This window comes from Pseudomonas sp. LABIM340 (assembly GCF_040017195.2).
Taxonomy (GTDB): domain Bacteria; phylum Pseudomonadota; class Gammaproteobacteria; order Pseudomonadales; family Pseudomonadaceae; genus Pseudomonas.
Genome location: NZ_CM200227.1, coordinates 2,333,073 through 2,358,566, shown reverse-complemented (window position 1 = coordinate 2,358,566; position 25,494 = coordinate 2,333,073). Strand labels below are relative to the sequence as shown.

19 protein-coding genes and 3 tRNA genes are annotated in these 25,494 nt (G+C 63.5%); 9 read left to right on the top strand and 13 right to left on the bottom strand.

Going from position 1 to position 25,494, the window contains the following annotated elements; all coding sequences use genetic code 11:
- Positions 1-8: 8 nt before the first annotated feature.
- The gene (rnhA, locus tag ABKS89_RS11190) at positions 9-452 is read right to left on the bottom strand and encodes a ribonuclease HI (protein WP_024763291.1); all 444 of its coding nucleotides are present in this window, start codon (positions 450-452) and stop codon (positions 9-11) included.
- An 11-nt stretch (positions 453-463) separates the two neighbouring features.
- Complete coding sequence (locus ABKS89_RS11185) at positions 464-1,219, bottom strand: class I SAM-dependent methyltransferase (RefSeq protein WP_138216456.1); 756 nt, start codon at positions 1,217-1,219, stop codon at positions 464-466.
- 89 nt (positions 1,220-1,308) lie between these two features.
- Between ABKS89_RS11185 and gloB the strand changes: the two genes are divergently transcribed.
- The 8 genes from gloB to fabI all read left to right on the top strand — a co-directional run bounded on the left by gloB (position 1,309) and on the right by fabI (position 12,144).
- Entirely contained in the window at positions 1,309-2,103 is a 795-nt protein-coding gene (gloB, locus tag ABKS89_RS11180; RefSeq protein ID WP_348589815.1) for a hydroxyacylglutathione hydrolase, read from the top strand.
- A gap of 79 nt (positions 2,104-2,182) precedes the next feature.
- Entirely contained in the window at positions 2,183-3,793 is a 1,611-nt protein-coding gene (locus ABKS89_RS11175) for a LysM peptidoglycan-binding domain-containing protein (protein ID WP_138216327.1), read from the top strand.
- Positions 3,794-3,909: 116 nt separating this feature from the next.
- Complete coding sequence (locus ABKS89_RS11170; RefSeq protein ID WP_348589814.1) at positions 3,910-5,739, top strand: extracellular solute-binding protein; 1,830 nt, start codon at positions 3,910-3,912, stop codon at positions 5,737-5,739.
- Positions 5,736-7,601 carry an extracellular solute-binding protein gene (locus ABKS89_RS11165; RefSeq protein WP_348589813.1) on the top strand — a complete coding sequence of 622 codons (1,866 nt, stop codon included), beginning with the start codon at positions 5,736-5,738 and terminating at the stop codon, positions 7,599-7,601. The genes ABKS89_RS11170 and ABKS89_RS11165 overlap by 4 nt, the downstream gene beginning before the upstream one ends.
- Complete coding sequence (locus ABKS89_RS11160) at positions 7,601-8,683, top strand: microcin C ABC transporter permease YejB (RefSeq protein WP_081516482.1); 1,083 nt, start codon at positions 7,601-7,603, stop codon at positions 8,681-8,683. Before ABKS89_RS11165 ends, ABKS89_RS11160 begins: the two co-directional genes overlap by 1 nt.
- A 4-nt stretch (positions 8,684-8,687) precedes the next feature.
- A complete protein-coding gene (locus ABKS89_RS11155) occupies positions 8,688-9,707 on the top strand; it encodes an ABC transporter permease (protein ID WP_138216330.1) in 1,020 nt (339 codons plus the stop codon).
- 1 nt (position 9,708) lies between these two features.
- Positions 9,709-11,319: an ABC transporter ATP-binding protein gene (locus tag ABKS89_RS11150; protein WP_348589811.1), complete on the top strand. Its 1,611-nt coding sequence runs from the start codon at positions 9,709-9,711 to the stop codon at positions 11,317-11,319.
- Positions 11,320-11,346: 27 nt separating this feature from the next.
- On the top strand, positions 11,347-12,144 hold the full coding sequence (fabI, locus tag ABKS89_RS11145) for an enoyl-ACP reductase FabI (RefSeq protein ID WP_192295430.1): 798 nt from the start codon (positions 11,347-11,349) through the stop codon (positions 12,142-12,144).
- An 89-nt stretch (positions 12,145-12,233) separates the two neighbouring features.
- On the opposite strand, the gene ABKS89_RS11140 is transcribed toward fabI, so the two are convergent.
- The 9 genes from ABKS89_RS11140 to ABKS89_RS11100 form a co-directional block, all read right to left on the bottom strand.
- The gene (locus ABKS89_RS11140; RefSeq protein ID WP_138216333.1) at positions 12,234-14,123 is read right to left on the bottom strand and encodes a SurA N-terminal domain-containing protein; all 1,890 of its coding nucleotides are present in this window, start codon (positions 14,121-14,123) and stop codon (positions 12,234-12,236) included.
- Positions 14,124-14,350: 227 nt separating this feature from the next.
- Entirely contained in the window at positions 14,351-14,623 is a 273-nt protein-coding gene (gene hupB / locus ABKS89_RS11135) for a nucleoid-associated protein HU-beta (protein ID WP_003087931.1), read from the bottom strand.
- Positions 14,624-14,759: 136 nt separating this feature from the next.
- Positions 14,760-17,156, bottom strand: coding sequence for an endopeptidase La (gene lon, locus ABKS89_RS11130; RefSeq protein ID WP_138216334.1), 2,397 nt, complete (start codon positions 17,154-17,156; stop codon positions 14,760-14,762).
- A 133-nt stretch (positions 17,157-17,289) separates the two neighbouring features.
- Positions 17,290-18,570 (bottom strand): ATP-dependent Clp protease ATP-binding subunit ClpX, encoded by a 1,281-nt coding sequence (clpX, locus tag ABKS89_RS11125; protein ID WP_138216335.1) that lies wholly within the window; start codon positions 18,568-18,570, stop codon positions 17,290-17,292.
- Positions 18,571-18,677: 107 nt separating this feature from the next.
- Positions 18,678-19,316 (bottom strand): ATP-dependent Clp endopeptidase proteolytic subunit ClpP, encoded by a 639-nt coding sequence (clpP, locus tag ABKS89_RS11120; protein WP_138216336.1) that lies wholly within the window; start codon positions 19,314-19,316, stop codon positions 18,678-18,680.
- 96 nt (positions 19,317-19,412) lie between these two features.
- Entirely contained in the window at positions 19,413-20,723 is a 1,311-nt protein-coding gene (gene tig / locus ABKS89_RS11115; RefSeq protein WP_054907730.1) for a trigger factor, read from the bottom strand.
- A gap of 142 nt (positions 20,724-20,865) precedes the next feature.
- A tRNA-Leu gene (locus ABKS89_RS11110) sits at positions 20,866-20,950 on the bottom strand.
- 52 nt (positions 20,951-21,002) lie between these two features.
- Positions 21,003-21,078, bottom strand: a tRNA-His gene (locus ABKS89_RS11105).
- A gap of 31 nt (positions 21,079-21,109) precedes the next feature.
- Positions 21,110-21,186, bottom strand: a tRNA-Arg gene (locus ABKS89_RS11100).
- 262 nt (positions 21,187-21,448) lie between these two features.
- On the opposite strand from ABKS89_RS11100, the gene folD reads away from it, so the two are divergent.
- Positions 21,449-22,303: a bifunctional methylenetetrahydrofolate dehydrogenase/methenyltetrahydrofolate cyclohydrolase FolD gene (gene folD / locus ABKS89_RS11095; protein WP_045208481.1), complete on the top strand. Its 855-nt coding sequence runs from the start codon at positions 21,449-21,451 to the stop codon at positions 22,301-22,303.
- Between the two features lie 63 nt (positions 22,304-22,366).
- Here folD and cysS read toward each other — a convergent pair whose 3' ends face one another.
- Positions 22,367-23,755, bottom strand: coding sequence for a cysteine--tRNA ligase (gene cysS / locus ABKS89_RS11090; RefSeq protein WP_348589810.1), 1,389 nt, complete (start codon positions 23,753-23,755; stop codon positions 22,367-22,369).
- A 3-nt stretch (positions 23,756-23,758) separates the two neighbouring features.
- A complete protein-coding gene (locus ABKS89_RS11085; RefSeq protein ID WP_348589925.1) occupies positions 23,759-25,441 on the bottom strand; it encodes a glutamine--tRNA ligase/YqeY domain fusion protein in 1,683 nt (560 codons plus the stop codon).
- Between the last annotated feature and the right edge of the window lie 53 nt (positions 25,442-25,494).

Genomic DNA, 25,494 nt, shown 5'->3' with positions numbered 1-25,494 from the left:
CCGGACGCTTAACGCGGCAGTTCGCTCACGCCACGGTTGGCGAGCATGTCGGCGCGCTCGTTGCCGGGGTGGCCGGTGTGGCCGCGCACCCAGCGCCATTCGACAGTATGCCGGTTCACCTGTTCGTCCAGCGCCTGCCACAGGTCGGCATTCTTCACCGGCTGCTTGGCTGCGGTCTTCCAGCCACGCTTCTTCCAATTGACCATCCACTCGGTGATGCCCTGCATGACGTATTGCGAGTCGGTGACGATACGCACATCGCAATGCCGCTTGAGCGCGGCCAGGGCCATGATGGCGGCCATCAGTTCCATGCGGTTGTTGGTGGTTTCGGCCTCGCCGCCCCACAGTTCGCGCTCGGCGCCCTTGTAGAACAGCACGGCGCCCCAGCCACCCGGCCCCGGGTTGCCCTTGCAGGCACCGTCGGTGTAGATCTCGACTTTCTCTTCGCTCATTTGGCTCGCTTTCAGGACTCGGAATCGCGGCGGCTGACCTTGGCCACTGGCAGCGGCACCAGTTGGCCGCGCGGCTCGCGACGGGGCTGACGCAGGGGCCGCAGACCGACCACCAGCTTGCGCGCCACCAATAGATAGAAGCCGGCGCCGGAGCCCTGCAGGACGGGCCCCCAGGTCTCCATGCGGGCCAGACGGCCCTGCCATTTCGCCGATGCAAGCGGCGGACGATAACACCCGAAGCGGCGTTTCTCCAGCGCGAAGCCCAGCAGGTTGAGCCAGTCGCAGACCCGGCTCGGCGCGATGCAGCGGGCGCGGCGCAAGGCGTCGCGGGCGAAGTAATGGCGGATACCCCAGGCGCTCCAGGGATTCACCCCGACCACCAGCAGGTGCCCGCCCGGACGCACGCTGCGCGCGGCTTCGCGCAACAGGCGGTGCGGCGACAGGCAGAAATCCAGGCCGTGCTGCAGCAGCACCACGTCAGCGGCATGCTCGCCCAGCGGCCAGGCCGCCTCGTCGCAGGCGATCTCCACGCCAGGCAACGGCGGCCCGAGGCGCACGCCACGCTGGATATTGCCGACGCTCGCCGGCAATTCCGCATGCGGCCCGTAATGCACCAGGTAGCCGCCGAAATAGCGCTCCAGCTCGTCGATCAGCAGTTGCTGTTCTTCGGCGAGCATCATTCCGCCGATCGGCCCGGACAGCCAGTGGCGGGCTTGGTCGATCAGTTCGAGCCAGTCGGCATCGGCCTGGGCGAAGGGTTCTTCGATCATCACTACCCCCTGTGGGACAGCGCGACACAAAAGTGCGTATCCGCACTACTATGCGCCAATGCCCACCACTTGGCGACTTTCCAACCATGATACAGATAGATGCCCTGCCCGCCTTTTCCGACAACTACCTCTGGCTGTTGCAGGATGTGACCCGCCGCGAATGCGCAGTGGTCGATCCGGGTGACGCCGCGCCGGTCGAGCAATGGCTGCAGGCCCACGCCGGCTGGAAGCTGACCGACATCCTCATCACCCACCACCATGCCGACCACGTCGGCGGCGTCGCCCGCCTCAAGGCGGAAACCGGCGCCCGCGTGCTGGGCCCGGCCGGGGAAAAGATTCCGGGACGCGACGTGGCGCTGGAAGACGGCGACCAGGTCGAAGTGCTCGGCCTGGGCTTCGACGTCATCCACGTGCCCGGTCATACCCTGGGGCACATCGCCTATTTTCATGCAACGAACAGTGATGACACTGAAAGCCAGCCACTGCTGTTCTGCGGCGACACCCTGTTCGCTGCCGGCTGCGGCCGCCTGTTCGAAGGCACGCCGGCACAGATGCATGCCTCGCTGAGCCGGCTGGCCGCCCTGCCCGACCGCACCGCCGTGTACTGCGCCCACGAATACACCCTGAGCAACCTGCGCTTCGCCTGTGCGGTTGAACCGGAGAATCCTGAGGTCCTCGCGCGCTTCGAAGAGGTCAGCCGCTGGCGCGAACAGGGGAAGATCAGTCTTCCTTCTTCCATTGCCCTGGAACGCGCGACGAATCCTTTCCTTCGCGTGTCGGAAACATCCGTTAAGAAAGTCGCCGACGAGCGGAGCGGCCAGCAAATCCGCACGCCGGAAGAGGTCTTTGCGACCATTCGCCGCTGGAAGGACCAGTTCTGAAGGCTGGCGAAATCTTGACCAGGGCCGGCTCGGTTTCTAGAATCGCCGAAATTTTTGCCCCGGACATAGTCATCAGCCAATGCCGCCCAAGACCAGAAAGACCTCCGATCTAGACGCATTGGCACGTGCCATCCGAGTCTCCATTGTCCTCCTCGCGGCGGGCCTGGCAGGCTGCCAGTCGACCCAGCAGACCGCCAGCAACAACCAGGCCCGCAGCGCCTCCCGCGCCGTCGACGTGCAGTTCAACCCGGCCTGGAACCAGGCCCAGAACGATATCTGGGAACGCATGCGTGGCGGCTTCCAGCTGCAGGACCAGCTCAATACCAACCCGCGTATCGAGCGTCAGCGCCTGTGGTTCATGAGCAACCAGTCGTTCCTGGAAAACGCCAGCGAGCGCGGCGCGCCGTACATGCATTACGTCGTCGAGCGCCTGGAAGAGCGCGACATGCCGCTGGAACTGGCGCTGTTGCCGATGATCGAGAGCTCGTACAACCCGATGGCCGTGTCGCGCGCCCAGGCCGTGGGCCTGTGGCAGTTCATCCCGAGTACCGGTACGCACTTCAACCTGCGCCAGACCAACTTCTACGACGGCCGCCGCGACATCACCGCGTCGACCAACGCCGCGCTGACCTACCTGAACCGCCTGCACGACATGTTCAACGGCGACTGGCTGCTCGCGCTGGCCGCCTACAACGCCGGCGAAGGTACCGTCAGCCGCGCGATCGAGCGCAACGAGCGCCTCGGCCTGCCCACCGACTACTGGAACCTGCCGCTGCCGCAGGAAACCCAGGACTACGTGCCCAAGCTGCTGGCCCTGTCGCAGTTGGTGAATGCCCCGACCATCTACGGCATCAACCTCAGCCCGATCGCCAACCAGCCCTACTTCACCTCGATCCGCGTCAAGCCGGGTCTGGACCTCTCCCAGGTCGCTGCGGCTGGAGACCTGGACCAGGACGAACTGCAACAGCTCAACCCCGCCTTCAAACGCGGCGTGACCCTGGATGGCCCGCATCACCTGCTGGTGCCGCTGGCCAAGGCCGACTCCCTCAAGGCTGGCGTCGCCAACCTGGAGCCGGTGCAGGTCAAACCGCTGGTAGCTGCGAACAACGGCCATTACCGCGTGCGCAAAGGCGACAGCCTGCACAGCATCGCCCAGCGCTACCGTCTGAGCGTGGCCGAACTCAAGGCCGCCAACCGCCTGAGCGCCAACCGCCTGCGCAATGGCCAGACCCTGGTCATCCCCGGCCAGCCCGGCCGCCCGACCATCGAGCCGGAGAGCCCGCGCCAACTGGCCCAGGTGGAAAGCTCGAAGACCGTCGCCAGCGCCCGCGTCGCTACTCGCAGCTACACCGTGAAGAATGGCGACACGCTGTGGAACATCGCGAAGAAGAACGGCGTCGAGGTCGCGGACCTCAAGCGCTGGAACGGCCTGGACAGCCATGGCGTCAAGCCCGGCCAGACCCTCAAGCTGCAGAGCGCCGCCGCCACCCAGCTGGCTTCCAGCAGCAAGAGCAAGGCCAAGCAGGACACCGCGACCTACTACAAGGTCAAGCAGGGCGATTCGATGTACCTGATCGCCAAGCGCTTCAACGTCGAGATGCAGCACATCAAGCGCTGGAACCCGCGCAGCGGACAGGCCCTGAAGCCGGGCCAGACCATCACGCTGTACCTCGATACCGCCAGCCGCTGAGTTTCCCCTTGCGCCGGGGCGCACAGCCCCGGCCGCATGTCTTCTGGCAGCAAGGACAAGCTGCTACTGTACGACGCTAACCTCCTTCAGCCAGCCGGGATTGGATCCTACGCCTGATGCGTCGCTTGTCTCTCCTGTTCCTGGGACTCTTCCTGGGCCTCCCCGCCTCCGCCCAGATCACCGAGAGCCACGGGTACGCCCAGTTCGGCGACCTCAAGTACCCGGCCAGCTTCGACCACTTCGACTGGGTCAACCCCAAGGCGCCCAAGGGTGGCCTGCTACGGCTGATGGGCCTGGGCACCTTCGACACGCTCAATCCCTACACCTTCAAGGGCAGTCCGCCGGTCAGCACCGCGGACTTCCTGCAATACGGCGTCAGCGAGCTGAACGAGCCGCTGATGGTCGGCACCGGCCTGTATGACCCGTCCGGCGACGAGCCCGCCTCCAGCTACGGCCTGATCGCCCGTAGCGTGGAATACGCCGAGGACCGCAGCTGGGTGGTGTTCAACCTGCGCCCGGAAGCCCGCTTCCACGACGGCCAGCCGATCACCGCCTACGACGTGGCGTTCTCCTATCGCACGCTGCTGCACCACGGGCACCCGATGTACCGCACCAACCTGCAGGAAGTGCAGCGCGTCGACGTCCTCTCGCCGCAGAGCATCCGCTTCGTCTTCAAGCGCTACGACAACCCGCTGCTGATCCTGCGCCTGGGCGAAATGCCGGTGCTGCCGCAGCACTATTGGAAAGGCCGCGACTTCCAGGCCACCACCTTCGAACCGCCACTGGGCAGCGGCCCCTACCGGATCACCGAGGTGGTGCCAGGGCGCCGCCTGGTGTTCGAGCGGGTCAAGGACTGGTGGGGCAAGGATCTGCCGGTGAACCGCGGCAAGTACAACTTCGACCGTGTCGAGGTGGACTTCTACCGCGACGCCGGCATCGCTTTCGAAGCCTTCAAGGCCGGCGAGTTCGACGTCTACATCGAGCACCAGGCGAAGAACTGGCGCAGCAACTACCGCTTCCCGGCTGTTCGCCGGGGCGAAGTGCTGAAGGTGGAAATCCCCCACCAGATTCCCACCCAGACCCAGGCGCTGTTCCTCAATACCCGCCGCGCGACCTTCGCCGATCGCCGCCTGCGCGAGGCGCTGGGGATGATGTTCGACTTCGAATGGACCAACCGCGCACTGTTCAACGATGCGTACGTGCGCGCCAGCAGCTACTACCCCAACAGCACCCTTGCGGCCACTGGCGTACCCCAGGGCCAGGAGTGGCTGCTGCTCTCGCCGTACCGCTCGCAGCTGCCCGAAGCGCTGTTCAAACGCCCCTTCACCGTGCCGGTGACCAAGGGCGCCGGCATCCCGCGGGAAACCCTGCGCCACGCTTTGGGTCTATTGGGCGAAGCCGGCTGGAAGCTCTCCGGCGATCGCCTGCTGGACGCCAACGGCAAGCAGTTGCGCTTCGAGATCCTGCTGGTCAACCCCAGCCTGGAACGCATTCTCCAACCGTATCGCGAGAACCTCGCCAGCATCGGTATCGATGCGAGCTTGCGCACCGTGGACCGCGCCCAGTACAAACAGCGTCTGGACCAGTTCGACTACGACATGATTCTGATGACCCTGCCCCAGACCCTGAGCCCCGGCCTCGAACAATGGCAGTACTTCCATTCCAGCCAGGTGGCGGTGAAGGGCAGCAAGAACTATGCGGGCATCGCCAACCCCGTGGTGGACGCGATGCTCGAGAAACTCCTCGGCGCCACCAACCGCGACCAGCAGGAAGCCGCGGCGCGAGCCCTGGACCGGGTGCTGCTGTGGCAGCACTACAGCATTCCCAACTGGTACCTGAACAAGCACCGGCTGGCGTACCGCAACCGCTTCGCCTTCGTCACCACGCCGCCCTACACGCTGGGCCTGCGCGCCTGGTGGCAAAAAGACCAGGAGAAAACCCTATGAAAAGCCCCCGCCGCGCCGCGCTCTGCGCCGGACTGTTGCTGGGACTGCTGGGCAGTGCGCAGGCCGCGCCGCAGCACGCCATCACCCTGTATGACGAGGCGCCGAAGTACCCGGCGAACTTCAAGCACTTCGACTTCGTCAACGCCGATGCGCCCAAGGGCGGCACGCTGCGCCTCTCCGACTTCGGCGGTTTCGACAGCCTCAACCCCTTCATCGCGAAGGGCAACTCCGCGCCGCAGATCAACCTGATCTACGACACCCTGACCTTCCACTCCCTCGACGAGCCCTTCACCGAATACGGCCTGCTCGCCGAGAAGATCGAGAAGGACCCGGAACACCGCTTCGTCCGCTACTACCTGCGCCCCGAGGCGCGCTTCCAGGACGGCACGCCGGTCACCGCCGAAGACGTCGTGTTCACCTTCGAAACGCTGATGAAGGACGGCGACCCGATGTACCGCAACTATTACGCGGACGTCGACAAGGTGGTGGCCGAAGACAAGCTGCGCGTGCGCTTCGACTTCAAGCACGGCGACAACCGCGAACTGCCGCTGATCCTCGGCCAGCTGTCGATCCTGCCCAAGCACTGGTGGGCCAGCCGCGACTTCAACAAGACCAACATGGAACCGCCGCTGGGCAGCGGCCCGTACCGCATCGCCAAGGTCGAGGCGGGCCGCTCGATCCGCTACGAGAAGGTCAAGGACTGGTGGGGCGACAAGCTGCCGGTGAACCGCGGCTTCAACAACTTCGACGCCGTGGTGGTGGAGTCCTACCGCGACCTCACCGTCGCCCTGGAAGCCTTCAAGGCCGGGCAGTTCGACTTCAACGACGAGCGCATCGCGAAGAACTGGGCGACCGCCTACGACTCGCCCGCCGTGCGCGATGGCCGGATCGTCCGCGAGGAACCGGTGAACGGCAACCCGTGGGGCATGCAGGCCTATGCCTTCAACATCCGCCGCCCGGTGTTCCAGGACCCGCGCGTGCGTGAAGCGATCACCAACCTGTTCGACTTCGAGTGGACCAACAAGCAGCTGTTCTTCGGCTCCTACCTGCGCGACGGCAGCTACTTCGAGAACTCCGAGATGGCCGCCAAGGAGCTGCCCGACGCCGAGGAGCTGAAGATTCTCGAGCCGCTGCGCGACAAGCTGCCGCCGGAGGTTTTCACCCAGGTCTACGTGCCGCCCACCAGCGATGGCAGCGGCATCATCCGCGAACAGAAGCGCAAGGCCTACCAGTTGCTGCTGGAAGCCGGCTACAAGATCGAGAACGACAAGATGGTCGGCCCTGACGGCAAGCAGCTGAGCTTCGAGTTCATGCTCGCCCAGGCCGACTTCGAGCGCGTGTTGCTGCCCTTCAAGCGCAACCTCGCGGAGCTGGGCATCGACATGCAACTGCGCCGCGTCGACGTCTCGCAGTACATCAACCGCCTGCGCTCGCGCGACTACGACATGATCGTCAGCAGCTGGCCGCAGTCCAGCTCGCCGGGCAACGAGCAACGCGAGTTCTGGCATTCCAGCAGCGCCGACAAGCCCGGCAGCCGCAACTTCATCGGCCTGCGCGATCCGGGCATCGATGCCCTGGTGGAAGGCCTGATCAACGCCGGCTCCCGCGAAAGCCTGGTGCGCCACGCCCGCGCCCTCGACCGCGCGCTGCTCTGGGGCCACTACGTGGTGCCCAACTGGTACCTGGGCAACTGGCGCATCGCTTACTGGAACCGCATCGCCCACCCGGAAAAACTGCCGCCCTACAGCTACGCGCTGCAGACCTGGTGGCAAGCCCGCGACAAGGCCGTACCGACCAGGACGGATAGCAATGCCGCGAGCGAAACGCCGGCTGACGGCGCCGTCGCCCAAGGGACCCACTGATGCTGGCCTACATCCTGCGGCGCCTGCTGCTGATCATCCCCACCCTGTTCGGCATCCTGCTGATCAACTTCATCATCATCCAGGCCGCCCCCGGCGGCCCGGTGGAGCAGATGATCGCCAAGCTGGAAGGCTTCGATGCCGCCAGCGGCGGCGCCACCGGGCGCATTTCCGGCGGCGGCGGTGAAGTCGCCTCCGCCGGCACGCACTACCGCGGCGCCCAGGGCCTGGACCCGGAACTGGTGAAGGAAATCGAGCGCATGTACGGCTTCGACAAGCCGGCACCCGAGCGTTTCTGGATCATGCTCAAGAACTACGTGCACCTGGACTTCGGCCAGAGCTTCTTCCGCGATGCCAAGGTCACCGACCTGATCGTCGAGAAGCTGCCCGTGTCCATCTCCCTCGGGTTGTGGAGCACGCTGATCATGTACCTGGTGTCGATCCCGCTGGGCATCGCCAAGGCAGTGCGCCACGGCAGCCACTTCGACGTCTGGACCAGCTCGGCGATCATCGTCGGCTACGCCATCCCCGCCTTCCTCTTCGCCATCCTGCTGGTGGTGCTGTTCGCCGGCGGCAGCTACTGGGACTGGTTCCCCTTGCGCGGGCTGACTTCCAACAACTTCGACGAGCTGACCTGGGGCGGCAAGGTCCGCGACTACTTCTGGCATCTGGCGCTGCCCATCACCGCGCTGGTGATCGGCAACTTCGCCACCATCACCCTGCTGACCAAGAACAGCTTCCTCGACGAGATCGGCAAGCAGTACGTGGTCACCGCCCGCGCCAAGGGCCTGACCGAGCGCCGCGTGCTCTACGGCCACGTATTCCGCAACGCCATGCTGCTGATCATCGCCGGCCTGCCCTCGGCCCTGCTGGGCATCTTCTTCACCGGTTCGCTGCTGATCGAGGTGATCTTCTCCCTCGACGGCCTGGGCCTGCTCAGCTTCGAGGCGGCACTGAACCGCGATTACCCGGTGGTGTTCGGCACGCTATTCATCTTCACCCTGTTCGGCCTGATCATGAAGCTGGTCAGCGACGTCCTCTACACGCTGGTCGATCCGCGCATCGACTTCGAGAACCGGGAGTAATCCGATGCGCCTGTCTCCCATCAATCAGCGCCGCTGGGCGCGCTTCAAGGCCAACAAGCGCGGCTGGTGGTCACTCTGGCTGTTCCTCACGCTGTTCATCCTCAGCCTGGGCGCCGAGCTGATCGCCAACGACAAGCCACTGGCGGTCCGCTACGACGGCCAGTGGTACTTCCCGGTGGTCAAGCGCTACCCGGAAACCGCCTTCGGCGGTGAATTCCCCATGGAGGCGAACTACAAGAGCCCGTACATGCGCGAGCAGATCGCGCAGAAGGACGGCTGGATTCTCTGGCCGCCGATTGCCTACAGCTACGACACCATCAACTACGACCTGCGGGTGCCGGCACCCTCGGCGCCCACCGCGGAGAACTGGCTGGGCACCGACGACCAGGCGCGCGATGTGATGGCGCGGGTGATATACGGCTTCCGCGTGTCGGTGCTGTTCGCCCTGATCCTCACCGTGCTCAGCTCCATCCTCGGTGTCGCCGTGGGTGCATTGCAGGGTTTCTACGGCGGCTGGATCGACCTGCTCGGCCAGCGTTTCCTGGAGATCTGGTCGGGCCTGCCGGTGCTCTACCTGCTGATCATCCTCGCCAGCTTCGTGCAGCCGGGCTTCTGGTGGCTGCTGGGCATCATGCTGCTGTTCTCCTGGATGAGCCTGGTGGACGTGGTGCGCGCCGAATTCCTCCGCGGCCGCAACCTGGAATACGTGCGCGCCGCGCGTGCCCTGGGCATGCGCAACGGGGCGATCATGTTCCGCCACATCCTGCCCAACGCGATGATCTCCACCCTGACCTTCATGCCCTTCATCCTCACCGGCGCGATCGGCACCCTGACCTCCCTGGACTTCCTGGGCTTCGGCCTGCCCGCCGGCGCACCGTCGCTGGGCGAGCTGGTCGCCCAGGGCAAGTCCAACCTGCAGGCACCCTGGCTGGGCATCACCGCCTTCGTGGTGCTGGCCGTGATGCTGAGCCTGCTGGTGTTCATCGGCGAAGCCGCCCGCGATGCCTTCGACCCGAGGAAGTGACATGAGCCAGAACGAGAACCTCATCGAAGTCCGCGACCTGTCCGTCGATTTCCTCTGCGGCGACGAACAGGTGCGCGCGGTGGAACACATCAGCTTCGACATCCGCAAGGGCGAGACCCTGGCACTGGTGGGCGAAAGCGGCTCCGGCAAGTCGGTCACCGCGCATTCCATCCTGCGCCTGCTGCCCTACCCCACCGCCAGCCATCCTTCCGGCAGCATCCAGTACGCCGGCAAGGACCTGCTCAAGCTGCCCGAGCGCAAGTTGCGCGGCATCCGCGGCAACCGCATCGCCATGGTGTTCCAGGAACCCATGACCTCGCTGAACCCGCTGCACACCATCGAGAAGCAGATCGGCGAAGTGCTCGCGCTACACAAGGGCATGAACGGCAATCAGGCCCGCGCCCGTACGCTGGAGCTGCTCGACCTGGTCGGCATCCCCAACCCCGCCAGCCGCCTCAAGGCCTACCCGCACGAGCTTTCCGGCGGCCAGCGGCAACGGGTAATGATCGCCATGGCCCTGGCCTGCGAGCCGGAGCTGCTGATCGCCGACGAACCGACCACGGCGCTGGACGTCACCGTGCAGCTGAAGATCCTCGACCTGCTGCGCGACCTGCAGCAGCGCCTGGGCATGGCCATGCTGCTGATCACCCACGACCTCAACCTGGTGCGGCGCATCGCCCATCGCGTTTGCGTGATGAAACGCGGCTGCATCGTCGAGCAGGCCGATTGCGACACCCTCTTCGCGGCCCCACAGCACCCCTACACGCGCGAATTGCTCGGCGCCGAGCCCAGCGGTACCCCCGCGCAGAACGAGCCCGGTGCGCCGCTGCTGGAGGTCGACGACCTGCGCGTGTGGTTCCCGATCAAGAAAGGCGTGTTCCGCAAGACCGTCGACCACGTCAAGGCGGTGGACGGCATCGACTTCAGCCTGCCGCGTGGCCAGACCCTGGGCATCGTCGGCGAGAGCGGCTCGGGCAAGTCGACCCTGGGCCTGGCCATCCTCCGGCTGATCAGCAGCCGGGGCGGCATCCGCTTCGAAGGTCAGGCCATCGAAGGCATGAACCAGGCAGATGTCAGGCCCCTGCGTCGCGAGATGCAGGTAGTCTTCCAGGACCCGTTCGGCAGCCTCAGCCCGCGCATGTCGGTGGGCCAGATCGTTGGTGAAGGTCTGGAAATCCATGGCATGGGCACGCCCGAAGAACGCGAGCTGGCGATCATCGAGGCGCTCAAGGAAGTCGGACTCGACCCGGAAACCCGCCACCGCTACCCCCACGAGTTCTCCGGGGGCCAGCGGCAGCGCATCGCCATTGCCCGCGCGCTGGTGCTGAAGCCGGCGCTGATCCTGCTGGACGAGCCGACCTCGGCACTGGACCGCACCGTGCAGCGCCAGGTCGTCGAACTGCTGCGCGGGCTGCAGGCCAAGTACAACCTGACCTACCTGTTCATCAGCCACGACCTGGCAGTGGTGAAAGCCCTCAGCCACCAACTGATGGTGATCCGCCACGGCAAGGTGGTCGAACAGGGATTGGCGGAGGACGTCTTCGCCGCGCCACAGCATGCCTACACACAGCAACTGCTGGAGGCAGCCTTCATGGTGCCCACGCAAGCCTGAGCCAGCAGCAGACAAGGAAGCAACGACATGGGGTTTCTCGCCGGTAAACGCGTACTGATCGTCGGTGTCGCCAGCAAGCTGTCCATCGCCTCCGGCATCGCCGCAGCGATGCACCGCGAAGGCGCCGAACTCGCCTTCACCTACCAGAACGACAAGCTCAAGGGCCGTGTCGAGGAGTTCGCCGCCGGCTGGGGTTCCAGTGCCGAACTGTGTTTCCCCTGCGACGTGGCCAGCGATGCGGACATCGAAGCCGTGTTCGCTGCGCTGGCGAAGCAATGGGACGGCCTGGACTGCATCGTCCACTCGGTGGGGTTCGCGCCGGGCGACCAGCTCGACGGCGACTTCACCGAAGTCACCACCCGCGACGGCTTCCGCATCGCCCACGACATCAGCGCCTACAGCTTCGTCGCCCTGGCCAAGGCCGGCCGCGAGCTGATGCAGGGCCGCAACGGCAGCCTGCTCACCCTCTCCTACCTGGGCGCCGAACGCACGATGCCCAACTACAACGTGATGGGCATGGCCAAGGCCAGCCTGGAAGCCGGCGTGCGCTACCTGGCCGGCAGCCTCGGCCCGGAAGGCACCCGCGTCAACGCCATCTCCGCCGGCCCGATCCGCACCCTGGCAGCGTCGGGCATCAAGAGCTTCCGCAAGATGCTCGCTGCCAACGAGCGCCAGACCCCGCTGCGACGCAACGTGACCATCGAGGAAGTCGGCAACGCCGGCGCCTTCCTCTGCTCGGACCTGGCCAGCGGCATCAGCGGCGAGATTCTGTATGTCGACGGTGGCTTCAACACCACCGCCATGGGCCCGCTGGGCGACGACTGAGCCTTTCCCCCAGGCAAAGAAAAAGGCCGCTGATGCGGCCTTTTTCTTGTCCCGGATAAAACGAGGGCCGCTTGCGCGGCCCCGGTCTATCACTTCTTGGCTTCGTCGAATTTCTCGATCTTCGCCTGATCCTGCAGGTAGCGACGGAACGCGGAGAAATCGTCCTGACCGCTGCGCGAGGCGAGGAAGCGCTGGTACATCGCTTTCTCCTGCTCGGTCGGCTTGGCATCCGGCTCGCTCACACCGCTGAGCTTGACCAGCACGAAGTCGCCGTTCTGCAGCGCGACACCGCCCAGGCTGGGCTTGCCGGCGCCTTCCGGGCGAGCCATGCGGAACACACTCTGCAGCACGACCGGATCGACCCCTTCCTGACCGCGGGCGGCCGCTTCCACGACTTTCCAGTCCTGGCCTTCCTGGGCCTGGGTCAGCGGAATCTTGCCGTCGCGCAGACCAGCCAGCAGCGCTTCGCCACGAGCCTTGGCATCGGTGGCAGCGTGCTCGACCTGCAGACGCTTGAGGATATCGGCACTCACCTGCTCCAGGGTTTCCTGCTCAGGCTTGTGGTGCTCCTTCACGCGCAGCACGACCACGGTGTCCGGGTCCAGCTCGATGGCGCCGCTGTTGGCGCCCTCTTCCAGCACTTCGGGGCTGAAAGCGGTCTGGATGACCTGGCGGTTGGCAGTCACGCCTTCGCCACCTTCCTTGCCGAACGGCTTGCTGGTCTGCACCTTCAGGCCCATGTCCTGAGCCGGCTGGCCCAGATCGGAGGCTTCGTAGGCGGAGCTTTCCAGCTGCTTGGTCGCATCGACGAAGCGCTGCTCGACCAGTTGGGTCTTGGCTTCGTGCTCCAGCTTGGCCTTCAGGCTGTCGAAGGTCGGAACCTCCGGCGCTTCGACACCCAGCAGCTTGATCAGGTGCCAGCCGTAGGAGGTCTTCACCGGGGCAGAGACTTCGCCCTTCTTCAGCGCATACAGCGACTCTTCGAAGGCCGGGTCATACACGCCACGACCGGCGAAGCCGAGGTCGCCACCGTTGGCGGCAGAGCCGGTGTCGTTGGACAGCTCCTTGGCCAGCTTGGCGAAGTCTTCACCCTTGTCCAGGCGCGCCTTGATCTCGTCGATCTTGGCCTTGGCCTGCTGGTCGTTCTGCTTGTCGTTCACCTCGATCAGGATGTGCGCGGCGTCGCGCTGCTCGGCCAGGCCGGCGATTTCCTTCTGATAGAGGGCATCGAGGTCTTCCTTCTTCACTTCGACCTGGTCGAAGAAGGCGGACTTCTTCAGCTCGACGTAGTCGATGGTGACCTGTTCGGGCGTCATGAACTCGGTGCTGTGGGCGTCGTAGTACGCCTTGATCTCGCTGTCCTCGACCTTGCTCTTGGCCGGATCGGCCTTGAGGGTCAGGGTGGCAAAGTCGCGGGTCTGCTTCTCCAGGCGGGCGAAGGCATTCAGCTCATCGTCGGTGACGAAGCCGGTACCGGCAATACCGGCGCGCAGCTGACCAATGAGCATTTCCTCGCCGAACATGCGACGGAACTGCATGCGGTCATATCCCATCTGGCGGATGACCTGGTCGAAGCGCTCGGCGCTGAATTTGCCGTCCACCTGGAATTCAGGGGTCGACAGGATCAGTTGATCCAGCGCCTGCTGGGAGAAGGCGAACTTGTCGTTCTGGGCGGCCTGCAGGATCAGCTTGCGCTCGATGAGCGACTTCAGCGCGGAATCCTTGAGCAGCTTGTCGTCGAGCATGGACGAATCGAAGTCCTTGCCCAGACGCTGCATCAGCTGGCGACGCTGCATGTCCGCAGCCTGCTGCAGTTCCGGCAGACCGATGTCTTCACCGTTGACCTGAGCAGCGACGTTCTCGTGGTGGGTTGCGCGAATGATCTGATCGAACCCGGTCAAAGCCATGAGGACAACGATCACGCCCAGGATGGTCTTGGTGATCCAGCCTTGGGAATTGTCCCTGATGTTTTGCAGCATGCGGCCCCCGACGCGGCCACGGCTCACCGTCAATGGCGGCGCGGCGTGGAAAAAAGGCGGATATAAGAAAGGCGCATCCGAGGATGCGCCTTCTCGTAACTGGTGGAGCTTGCGGGCTTTGAGCCCGTGACCCCTGATGATTCCAACCGACCTACGCCAGCCGGGTCATCGCTCCGTGACCGGTCCAACCGAAGTTGAACCGGTTCAGGTCAAGTCCAAAAAGACGCTTAGTTGACAGCGTCCTTGAGGGCTTTACCGGCCTTGAAGCCCGGGATCTTAGCAGCAGCGATCTTGATCGGCTTGCCGGTTTGCGGGTTGCGACCGGTGCGAGCAGCGCGCTCTTTGACAGCGAAGGTGCCGAAGCCTACCAGTACGACGGAGTCACCAGCCTTCAGGGCGCCAGTTACGGACTCGATCACCGCGTCCAGAGCGCGACCGGCAACAGCTTTCGGGATATCAGCAGATGCGGCGATAGCATCGATCAGTTCCGACTTGTTCACTCTAAGTCCCCTTATTTCTGTTGAGTATGTTTCTATGTGTTAGGTGTAAGCAAAAGCAGGTGCTGGTTTGCCAACTGACAAAGCAAGTGCCGCTTTATAACAAGGGCTCAAAAACAGTGTCAAGAAAGCCCCCCAACTAATGCGTGCTGATTCGCTCCTTGGAATCAGACTCGCGCTTCTCATCCTTTGCAACCATCTCGGGAGCCGCATCGGGCAAGGGCTCCGGGGCGTATTGCAGCGCAATTTGCAGGACCTCGTCAATCCATTTAACCGGTTTAATAACGAGATCGGCCTTAATATTATCCGGAATTTCCCTAAGGTCTCGTACGTTTTCCTCGGGAATGATCACCGTCTTGATTCCACCCCGGTGCGCAGCCAGAAGTTTTTCCTTCAGACCACCAATGGCCAGCACCTGCCCCCGAAGGGTGATCTCGCCGGTCATGGCAACGTCCGCGCGGACCGGGATCTGGGTGATCGCCGAAACCAGTGCGGTGCACATGCCGATGCCCGCGCTAGGGCCGTCCTTGGGGGTTGCGCCTTCCGGCACATGGATGTGGATATCGTGTTTTTCGTGGAAGTCCGGCGCGATGCCCAGGCTCTTCGAACGACTACGAACAACGGTCAGCGCAGCGGTGATGGATTCCGCCATGACGTCGCCCAGCGAGCCGGTCTTGGTCAGTGCGCCCTTGCCGGGAACCATGGCCGATTCGATGGTCAGCAATTCGCCGCCCACCTGGGTCCAGGCTAGGCCGGTCACCTGGCCGATCTGATCCTGCTGCTCGGCCAGGCCGTAGCGGAACTTGCGCACACCCAGGTAGTTTTCCAGCGAATCGGGAGTCACCACCGCTTCGATGCGCTTGGCCTTGCCACCGTCCTTGACCGCCTTGCGGCAGACCTTGGCGATCTGGCGCTCGAGGCTGCGCACACCGGCTTCACGGGTGTAGTAACGGACGATGTCACGGGTGGCGGCTTCTTCGAAAACCACCTCGCCCTTCTTGAGACCATTGGCCGCAGTCTGTTTCGGTACAAGATATTTCGAGGCGATGTTGATTTTCTCGTCTTCGGTGTAACCCGGCAGACGGATGACTTCCATGCGGTCCAGCAACGCAGCCGGAATGTTCATGGAGTTCGCCGTGCAGAGGAACATCACGTCGGAGAGGTCGTAGTCGACTTCGAGGTAGTGGTCGTTGAAGTTGTGGTTCTGCTCCGGATCGAGCACTTCCAGCAGCGCCGAAGCAGGGTCGCCGCGCATGTCGCTGCCCATCTTGTCGATCTCGTCGAGCAGGAACAGCGGGTTGCGCACGCCCACCTTGGTCATTTTCTGAATCAGACGACCGGGCATGGAACCGATGTAGGTACGACGGTGACCGCGAATCTCGGCCTCGTCACGCACGCCGCCCAGGGCCATGCGCACGAACTTGCGGTTGGTTGCGCGGGCGATGGACTCGGCCAGCGAGGTCTTGCCCACGCCGGGCGGGCCGACCAGGCAGAGTACTGGGCCCTTGAGCTTCTTCACGCGTTTCTGGACAGCGAGGTACTCGAGGATGCGTTCCTTGACCTCTTCCAGGCCATAGTGGTCGGCGTCGAGGATGTCCTCTGCCTTGTCCAGATCGTGGCGCACCTTGCTCTCGGCCTTCCAAGGCACGTTCACCAGCCAGTCGATGTAGGAACGCACCACGGTCGCCTCGGCGGACATCGGCGACATCTGCTTGAGCTTGTTCAGCTCGGCAGTGGCCTTGGCCATGGCTTCCTTGGTCAGGCCGGCGGCGTCGATGCGCTTCTTCAGCTCCTCGACTTCGTTGTGGCCTTCGTCGATGTCACCCAGCTCTTTCTGGATGGCCTTCATCTGTTCGTTGAGGTAGTACTCGCGCTGGCTGCGCTCCATCTGCTTCTTCACGCGGCCGCGAATGCGCTTCTCGACCTGCAGCAGGTCGATCTCGGCATCCAGCATGGCCAGCACGTGCTCGACGCGGGCAGACAGCTCGGTGATCTCGAGGATTTCCTGCTTCTGCTCGATCTTCAGCGCCATGTGGGCGGCCATGGTGTCTACAAGACGACCCGGCTCGTCGATGCTGTTGAGCGAGGACAGGACTTCGGCTGGGACTTTCTTGCCCAGCTGCACATACTGCTCGAACTGGCTGAGCAGGCTACGGGTGAAGACTTCGGATTCGCGCTCGCCGACGGAGGCCTCGTCAATGATCGAAACTTCCGCGCGGCAGTAGGCTTCCTCGTCGATGAAGCGCTCTACCTGGCCGCGCTGCTCGCCCTCGACCAGCACCTTGACGGTGCCATCGGGCAGTTTCAGCAACTGCAGGACGGTGGCCACGGTGCCCATGCGGTACAGGCCGTCGGCGCCCGGATCGTCGTCGGCCGGATTCTTCTGCGCCAGCAACAGGATCTGCTTGTCGCTGGTCATGGCGGCCTCGAGGGCCTCGATGGATTTCTCTCGTCCCACGAAAAGCGGGATGACCATGTGCGGATACACCACTACGTCACGCAGGGGGAGCAGGGGCAACTCGACGAGTGTTTTCATGATATTCGGCTCTACAGCGGCACTTGGCCAAAACGATGGGATTGGACCCTTCGGCCTAAGATGGGGTTAGGACTGGGAAAAAACAAGCGCGGTAGATGGGAAGAAAAAAGGGGCCCTAGGGCCCCTTCTGGTTTCAGGCGTCAGGTGCAGCCTTGGCCGGCTGCTCGCTGTTCTCGTAGATCAGCAGCGGCTGGGAGGAGCCCTCGATGACGCTTTCATCGATCACCACCTTGCTGACGTCGTTCTGCGAGGGGATCTCGTACATGGTATCGAGCAGGATGCCTTCGAGGATGGAACGCAGGCCACGGGCGCCGGTCTTGCGCTCCAGCGCGCGACGGGCGACAGCCTTGAGCGCGTCCGGACGGAACTCGAGGTCCACGCCTTCCATTTCGAAGAGCTTGGCGTACTGCTTGGTCAGCGCGTTCTTCGGCTCGGTGAGAATCTGCATCAGGGCAGCTTCGTCCAGCTCTTCGAGCGTCGCGATGATCGGCAAACGACCGACGAACTCGGGAATCAGGCCAAACTTCACCAGATCCTCCGGCTCGACTTCGCGCAGCGCGTCGCCCACCTTCTTACCCGCTTCCTGACTGCGAACCTCGGCGCTGAAGCCGATGCCGCCTTTGGTAGAACGGTTCTGGATGACCTTTTCCAGGCCAGCGAACGCGCCACCGCAGATGAACAGGATATTGCGGGTGTCGACCTGCAGGAATTCCTGCTGCGGGTGCTTGCGGCCGCCCTGGGGCGGTACGGAAGCCACGGTGCCTTCGATCAGCTTCAGCAGAGCCTGCTGAACGCCTTCGCCGGACACGTCGCGGGTGATCGACGGGTTGTCGGACTTGCGCGAGATCTTGTCGATTTCGTCGATGTAGACAATGCCCATCTGGGCCTTCTCGACATCGTAGTCGCACTTCTGCAGCAGCTTCTGAATGATGTTCTCGACATCCTCGCCCACATAACCAGCCTCGGTGAGGGTGGTGGCATCGGCGATAGTGAAGGGAACATTGAGCAGACGCGCCAGGGTCTCGGCGAGCAGGGTCTTGCCCGAGCCGGTCGGCCCGATCAGCAGGATGTTGCTCTTGCCCAGTTCGACGTCGTCCTTGCGCTCACGCTGGTTCAGGCGCTTGTAGTGGTTGTACACCGCTACCGCCAGGGTTTTCTTGGCACGTTCCTGGCCGATCACGTACTGATCGAGGATGGTGCGAATCTCTTTCGGCGCCGGAAGCTTATGCGCACTGCTCTCCGCCTGTGCTTCCTGCACCTCCTCACGGATGATGTCGTTGCACAGGTCGACGCACTCGTCGCAGATAAAGACCGAGGGGCCGGCAATCAACTTGCGCACTTCGTGCTGGCTCTTGCCGCAGAAGGAGCAATACAGCAGCTTGCCGTTGTCCTCGCCGTTGCGGGTGTCAGTCATTCGATCGTTCCAATCGGGGATATACGTGAAGGACAAGATGAAGGCATTCGCAGGCATTTTCAAGCCCGCGAGCGGCCGGATTACCGGCCGCGGTAGTGCGGAGAGACTCAGCTGGCAGCAGGACGCTGAGTGAAGAGCTGATCGATCAGACCGTACTTGACGGCTTCCTCGCCACTCATGAAGCGGTCACGGTCGGTATCGCGGGCAATGACGTCCAGCGGCTGACCGGTGTGGTGTGCCAGCACCTGGTTCAGGCGTTCCTTGATGAAAAGGATTTCCTTGGCGTGGATCTCGATGTCCGAGGCCTGGCCCTGGAAACCGCCCAGCGGCTGGTGGATCATCATGCGCGAATGCGGCAGGCAGTAGCGCTTGCCAGCGGCGCCGCCAGCCAGCAGCAGGGCACCCATGCTGCACGCCTGGCCCACGCAGATGGTGGACACGTCAGGCTTGATGAACTGCATGGTGTCGTAGATCGACATGCCAGCGGTGACGGAACCACCCGGGGAGTTGATGTAGAGGTGGATGTCCTTGTCCGGGTTCTCGGCTTCGAGGAACAGCAGCTGGGCAACCACGAGGTTGGCCATGTAGTCCTCGACCTGGCCGACCAGGAAGATGATCCGCTCCTTCAGCAGGCGCGAATAGATGTCGTAGGAACGCTCACCGCGGGCGGACTGCTCCACCACCATCGGCACCAGACCACCAGCGGCCTGAATGTTCGGAACTTGCGGCATATAAGGATTATGCATGTCCGACGATCACTCCCTAATAAAAAGTCATGTCTCTATAGACGCACAAGCCAGCCCGAAGGCTGGCTTGTGACAATCGAACGAAGAAGCGCTGAATCAGGCCGCTTGCGGAGCTTCTGCAGGCTTGACCGCGTCTTCGTAGGATACCTGCTTGTCGGTCACATTGGCCTTCTGCAGGACAGTATCTACAACTTGTTCTTCCAGTACAACCGAACGGACTTCGTTCAGTTGCTGGTCGTTCTTGTAGTACCAGGAAACAACCTGTTCCGGCTCCTGATAGGCGGAAGCCATCTCTTCGATCATTTCGCGAACGCGGGCTTCGTCAGCCTTCAGCTCGTGCTGCTTGACCAGCTCAGCGACGATCAGACCCAGCACGACGCGGCGCTTGGCCTGTTCTTCGAACAGCTCGGCCGGCAGTTGGTCGGGCTTGATGTTGCCACCGAACTGCTGGACAGCCTGGACGCGCAGACGATTCACTTCGTTGCCGATCAGGGCTTTCGGAACTTCGATCGGGTTGGTCTCGACCAGACCTTCCATCACCTGGTTCTTCACCTTGGACTTGATGGCCTGACGCAGCTCACGCTCCATGTTCTTGCGAACTTCGGTGCGGAAGCCTTCCAGAGTGCTTTCCTTCACGCCGAACAGAGCGAAGAACTCTTCGTTCAGCTCCGGCAGCTTCGGCTCGGCGACGCTGTTGACGGTAGCGGTGAACTCGGCGGCTTTGCCGGCCAGGTCCAGGTTCTGGTAGTCCTCGGGGAAGGTCACGTTCAGAACGCGCTCTTCACCGGCCTTGGCGCCGACCAGGCCTTCTTCGAAGCCCGGGATCATGCGGCCGGAGCCCAGCACCAGCAGGGTGCCCTTGGCGGAACCGCCAGCGAAGGCTTCGCCGTCGATCTTGCCGACGAAGTCGATGTTCACCTGGTCGTCGTTCTGAGCGGCGCGGTCAACGGCTTCGAAGCGGGTGTTCTGCTTGCGCAGGATTTCCAGCATGTTGTCGAGATCGGCGTCAGCCACGTCAGCCTGCAGGCGCTCGACCTTGATGCCGTCGAAACCGGCAACCTGGAACTCGGGGAAGACTTCGAAGGTAGCGATGTACTCGAGGCCCTTCTCTTTCTCGAACACTTTCGGTTCGACGGAAGGAGCACCGGCCGGGTTCAGCTTCTGCTCGACCACGGCTTCGTAGAAGGTTTCCTGGATCAGGTCACCGAGGGCTTCCTGACGAGCGGCGGCTTCGTAGCGCTGACGGATCACGCTCATCGGCACCTTGCCGGGACGGAAGCCAGGAACCTTGGCGCGACGAGCGGTCTGCTGCAGACGCTTGTTGACTTCGGTCTCGATACGCTCGGCCGGCACGCCAACGGTCATGCGGCGCTCAAGAGCGGAGGTGCTTTCAACGGAAACTTGCATGGATATTCCTCGTGGCACAGACGTAAGCCGGTCCTTCCGGCTCCCAGAATCAAGGGCAAGCATTCTAGTAGCTAGAAATGCAGAAGTCACCCCGAGTGGAAGCTGCGGAAATTCACGGATGCGAGAGCTTATGGAAAGAAGATGGTGCGGACGGAGAGACTCGAACTCTCACAGCTTGCGCCACCGGAACCTAAATCCGGCGTGTCTACCAATTTCACCACGTCCGCAGGGTACCGCAGAAACGAAAACGCCAGGCTCTAGGCCTGGCGCTTCGGAATATGGGGTGGACGATGGGAATCGAACCCACGACACCAGGAGCCACAATCCTGTGCTCTACCAACTGAGCTACGCCCACCATATTACATTTGCTTGTACCGAACGCCACTTGGCGCACCCGGCAGGACTCGAACCTGCGACCATCCGCTTAGAAGGCGGATGCTCTATCCAGCTGAGCTACGGGCGCTTTAGTGGCTGCAACCCTTGCTAAGCAGACTCAGTGGAAACCACCGAATCGGTTGGCACCGCCTCTTTCGTGTTTCAGGCTGTGCTCGGCAAGCGGGGCGCATGTTATCGATGAGGCCATACCCCGTCAACAACTTTTTTAAAAAAAGTTCAAAGAGATAAAGGAGTTACGCCAAATCAGGGGCTCCCGCCTTTGCCTTATGGAGGCAGCATGCGAAAATGCGCGCCTTCTTTTCACCCGCCTTAATGGTTATCCCCCCGACATGACTGCAAAACTGATCGACGGCAAAGCGATCGCCGCCAGCCTCCGCCAGCAGATTGGCCAACGCGTCAATGAACGCCGCCAGCAAGGACTGCGCATCCCCGGCCTGGCAGTGATCCTGGTCGGCAGCGACCCCGCCTCTCAGGTCTATGTCGCGCACAAGCGCAAGGACTGTGAAGAGGTCGGCTTCCTCTCCCAGGCGTACGACCTCCCCGCCAGCACCACCCAGGAAGAGCTGCTGGCGCTGATCGACCGCCTGAACGCCGACCCGGCCATCGACGGCATCCTCGTGCAACTGCCCCTCCCCGCCCACCTCGACGCCTCCCAGCTGCTGGAACGCATCAGCCCGGACAAGGACGTGGACGGCTTCCACCCCTTCAACATCGGCCGCCTGGCCCAGCGCATCCCGCTGCTGCGCCCCTGCACCCCGAAAGGCATCATGACTCTGCTGCAAAGCACCGGCGTCGACCTGTACGGCATGGACGCGGTGGTAGTGGGCGCATCGAACATCGTCGGCCGCCCCATGGCGCTGGAACTGCTGCTGGGCGGCTGCACCGTCACCGTGACCCACCGCTTCACCCGCGACCTGGCCGACCACGTACGCCGCGCCGACCTGGTGGTCGTTGCTGCCGGCAAGCCGGGACTGGTCAAGGGCGAGTGGATCAAGGAAGGCGCCATCGTCATCGACGTGGGCATCAACCGTCAGGAAGACGGCAAGCTGGTGGGCGACGTGGAATACGACGTCGCCGCCGAGCGCGCCAGCTGGATCACCCCGGTTCCGGGCGGTGTCGGCCCGATGACCCGCGCCTGCCTGCTGGAAAACACCCTGTACGCCGCCGAACACCTGCACACCTGACAGGTTTTCGACGAGCAAGAAAAAGGCCGCTGATCAGCGGCCTTTTTCATTTCCGGGGAGCTGTTACTCGGCAAGGCGCCAGGTAGTGCCGCCCTTGCCGTCTTCCAGCACTACGCCCAGAGCGGTCAGCTCGTCGCGGATGCGGTCGGATTCGGCCCAGTTCTTCGCCGCACGGGCATCCAGACGAGCCTGGATCAGCGCCTCGACCTGCGCCGCATCGACCTTGCCGGCTGCGCCGGCCTGGAGGAACTCGTCGGCATCCAGCTGCAGAACACCCAGCAGAGCCCCCAACTCACGCACGCGTGCCGCCAGTGCAGCCGCAGCCGTCGGATCGCTCTCGCGCAGGCGGTTGACCTCGCGGACCATCTCGAACAGCACAGCTACCGCTTCCGGCGTACCGAAGTCGTCGTCCATCGCGGCGCCGAAGCGCTCGACAAACTCCCCACCACCCGCGGCAGTCACCTGCGGCAAGCCGCGCAGCGCGGTGTAGAAACGCTCCAGCGCGCCCTTGGCCTCCTTCAGGTTGTCTTCGGAGTAGTTGATCGGGCTGCGGTAGTGGCTGGAGACCAGCAGGAAGCGCACGACTTCCGGGTGGTACTTCTCCAGCACTTCGCGAATGGTGAAGAAGTTGCCCAGGGACTTGGACATCTTCTCGCCGTCCACGCGCACCGCGCCGGCGTGCATCCAGCTGGCCGCATAGAGCTTGCCGGTGGCCGCCTCGCTCTGGGCTATCTCGTTCTCGTGGTGCGGGAACACCAGGTCCGGGCCGCCACCGTGGATGTCGAAGGTCTCGCCCAGGCAGCAGGTGGACATCACCGAGCACTCGATGTGCCAACCCGGACGCCCGGCGCCCCACGGCGATTCCCAGCTCGGCTCGCCCGGCTTGGCGCCCTTCCAGAGCACGAAGTCCAACGGGTCTTCCTTGGATTCGTCGACCTCGATCCGCGCACCGATGCGCAGGTCTTCGATCTTCTTGCGCGACAGCTTGCCGTAGCCGGCGAACTTGCCGACCCGGTAATAGACGTCGCCATTGCCCGGCGCGTAGGCGTAACCCTTGTCAATCAGGGTCTGGATCATCTCGTGCATGCCGACGATGTGGCCGGTGGCGCGCGGCTCAATATCCGGACGCAGGACCGACAGGCGCGCCTCGTCTTCATGCATCGCGGCGATCATGCGGGCGGTGAGGTCTTCGAACGATTCACCGTTCTCCTGGGCGCGGCGGATGATCTTGTCGTCGATGTCGGTGATGTTGCGCACATAGGTCAGGTCATAGCCGCGATGGCGCAGCCAGCGGGCGATGACGTCGAACGCCACCATCACACGGGCATGGCCGATGTGGCAGAAGTCGTACACGGTCATGCCGCACACGTACATGCGCACCTGATTGCCCACCAGCGGCTTGAAGCTGTCCTTGGTCTTGGACAGCGTGCTGTAGATCTGCAAGTCAGCCATCCGTTACTGCCCCCAGGAATCGCGCAGGGTCACGGTGCGGTTGAATACCAGAGCGTCAGCCCCGGAGTCCCTGGCGTCCGCGCAGAAGTAGCCTTCGCGCTCGAACTGGAAGCGATCCTCGGCGGTGGCGCTGGCCAGCGACGGCTCGGCGCGGCAACCCTTGAGCACCACCAGGGAGTCCGGGTTGATGTTGTCGAGGAAGCTGCCGCCCTCTTCCGACTTCTCCGGATTGGCGGAACGGAACAGGCGGTCGTACAGGCGCACTTCGCACTCGACGCTCTCGGCGGCCGGCACCCAGTGGATCACGCCCTTGACCTTGCGGCCCTCGGGGTTCTTGCCCAGGGTGTTCTCGTCATAGCTGCAGCGCAGTTCGACGATGTTGCCGGCGGCATCCTTGATGGCTTCGTCGGCGCGGATCACGTAGCTGCCGCGCAGGCGCACTTCGCCACCGGGGATCAGGCGCTTGTAGCCGGCCGGCGGGACTTCCTCGAAGTCGCTGGCGTCGATGTAGATCTCGCGGCTGAACGGCAGCACGCGCACGCCCATGTCCTGCTTCGGATGGCGCGGCAGCTCGAGGTTCTCGACCTGGCCTTCCGGGTAGTTGGTGATGACCACCTTCAGCGGCTTGAGTACGCACATGGCGCGGCCGGCGTTGGCATCGAGGTCGTCACGGATGGCGAATTCCAGCATGCCGATGTCCACCACGCCGCCGGCGCGGTTCACGCCGATCATGTCGCAGAAGGTACGGATCGACGCCGGGGTATAGCCGCGACGGCGGTAGCCGGAAAGAGTCGACATGCGCGGGTCGTCCCAGCCATGCACGTGGCTTTCATCGACCAGTTGCTTGAGCTTGCGCTTGCTGGTGATGGTGTAGTTCAGGTTCAGGCGCGCGAATTCGTACTGGCGCGGCTGGGCCGGGACCGGCAGGTTGGCCAGGAACCATTCGTACAGCGGGCGGTGATCCTCGAACTCCAGGGTGCAGATGGAGTGGGTGATGCCCTCGATGGCGTCCGACTGACCGTGGGTGAAGTCGTAGCTGGGGTAGATGCACCACTTGTCGCCGGTCTGGTGGTGATGAGCGTGGCGGATGCGGTAGAGGATCGGGTCGCGCAGGTTGATGTTCGGCGAGGCCATGTCGATCTTCGCACGCAGCGAGCGGGCGCCATCCGGGAACTCGCCGGCTTTCATGCGGGCGAACAGGTCCAGGTTCTCTTCCACCGAACGCTCGCGGAACGGGCTGTTCTTGCCCGGCTCGGTCAGCGAACCACGGTAGGCGCGCATTTCCTCGGCGTTCAGGTCGCAGACGAAAGCCTTGCCGGCCTTGATCAGGTCCACCGCCCAGTCATGCAGCTGGTCGAAGTAGTTGGAGGCGTAGCGAACCTGCCCGGCCCAGTCGAAGCCCAGCCACTTCACATCGGCCTCGATGGCGTCGATGTATTCCTGGTCTTCCTTCGCCGGATTGGTGTCGTCGAAGCGCAGGTGGCAGTCACCGCCGAACTCCTTGGCCAGGCCGAAGTTCAGACAGATGGACTTGGCGTGACCGATATGCAGGTAGCCATTGGGCTCCGGCGGGAAGCGAGTGACGATTTTCTGGTGCTTGCCACTTTCCAGGTCGGCCGCAACGATCGGACGCAGGAAGTTGGCGGCAACAGTGGCTTCTTTCGTATCGGCGGTAGGCTTGCTCATGGTGTCCTTGATCATGCTGGTGTTCGGCCAGGGTAGGCCAGCCAAACCAAAGC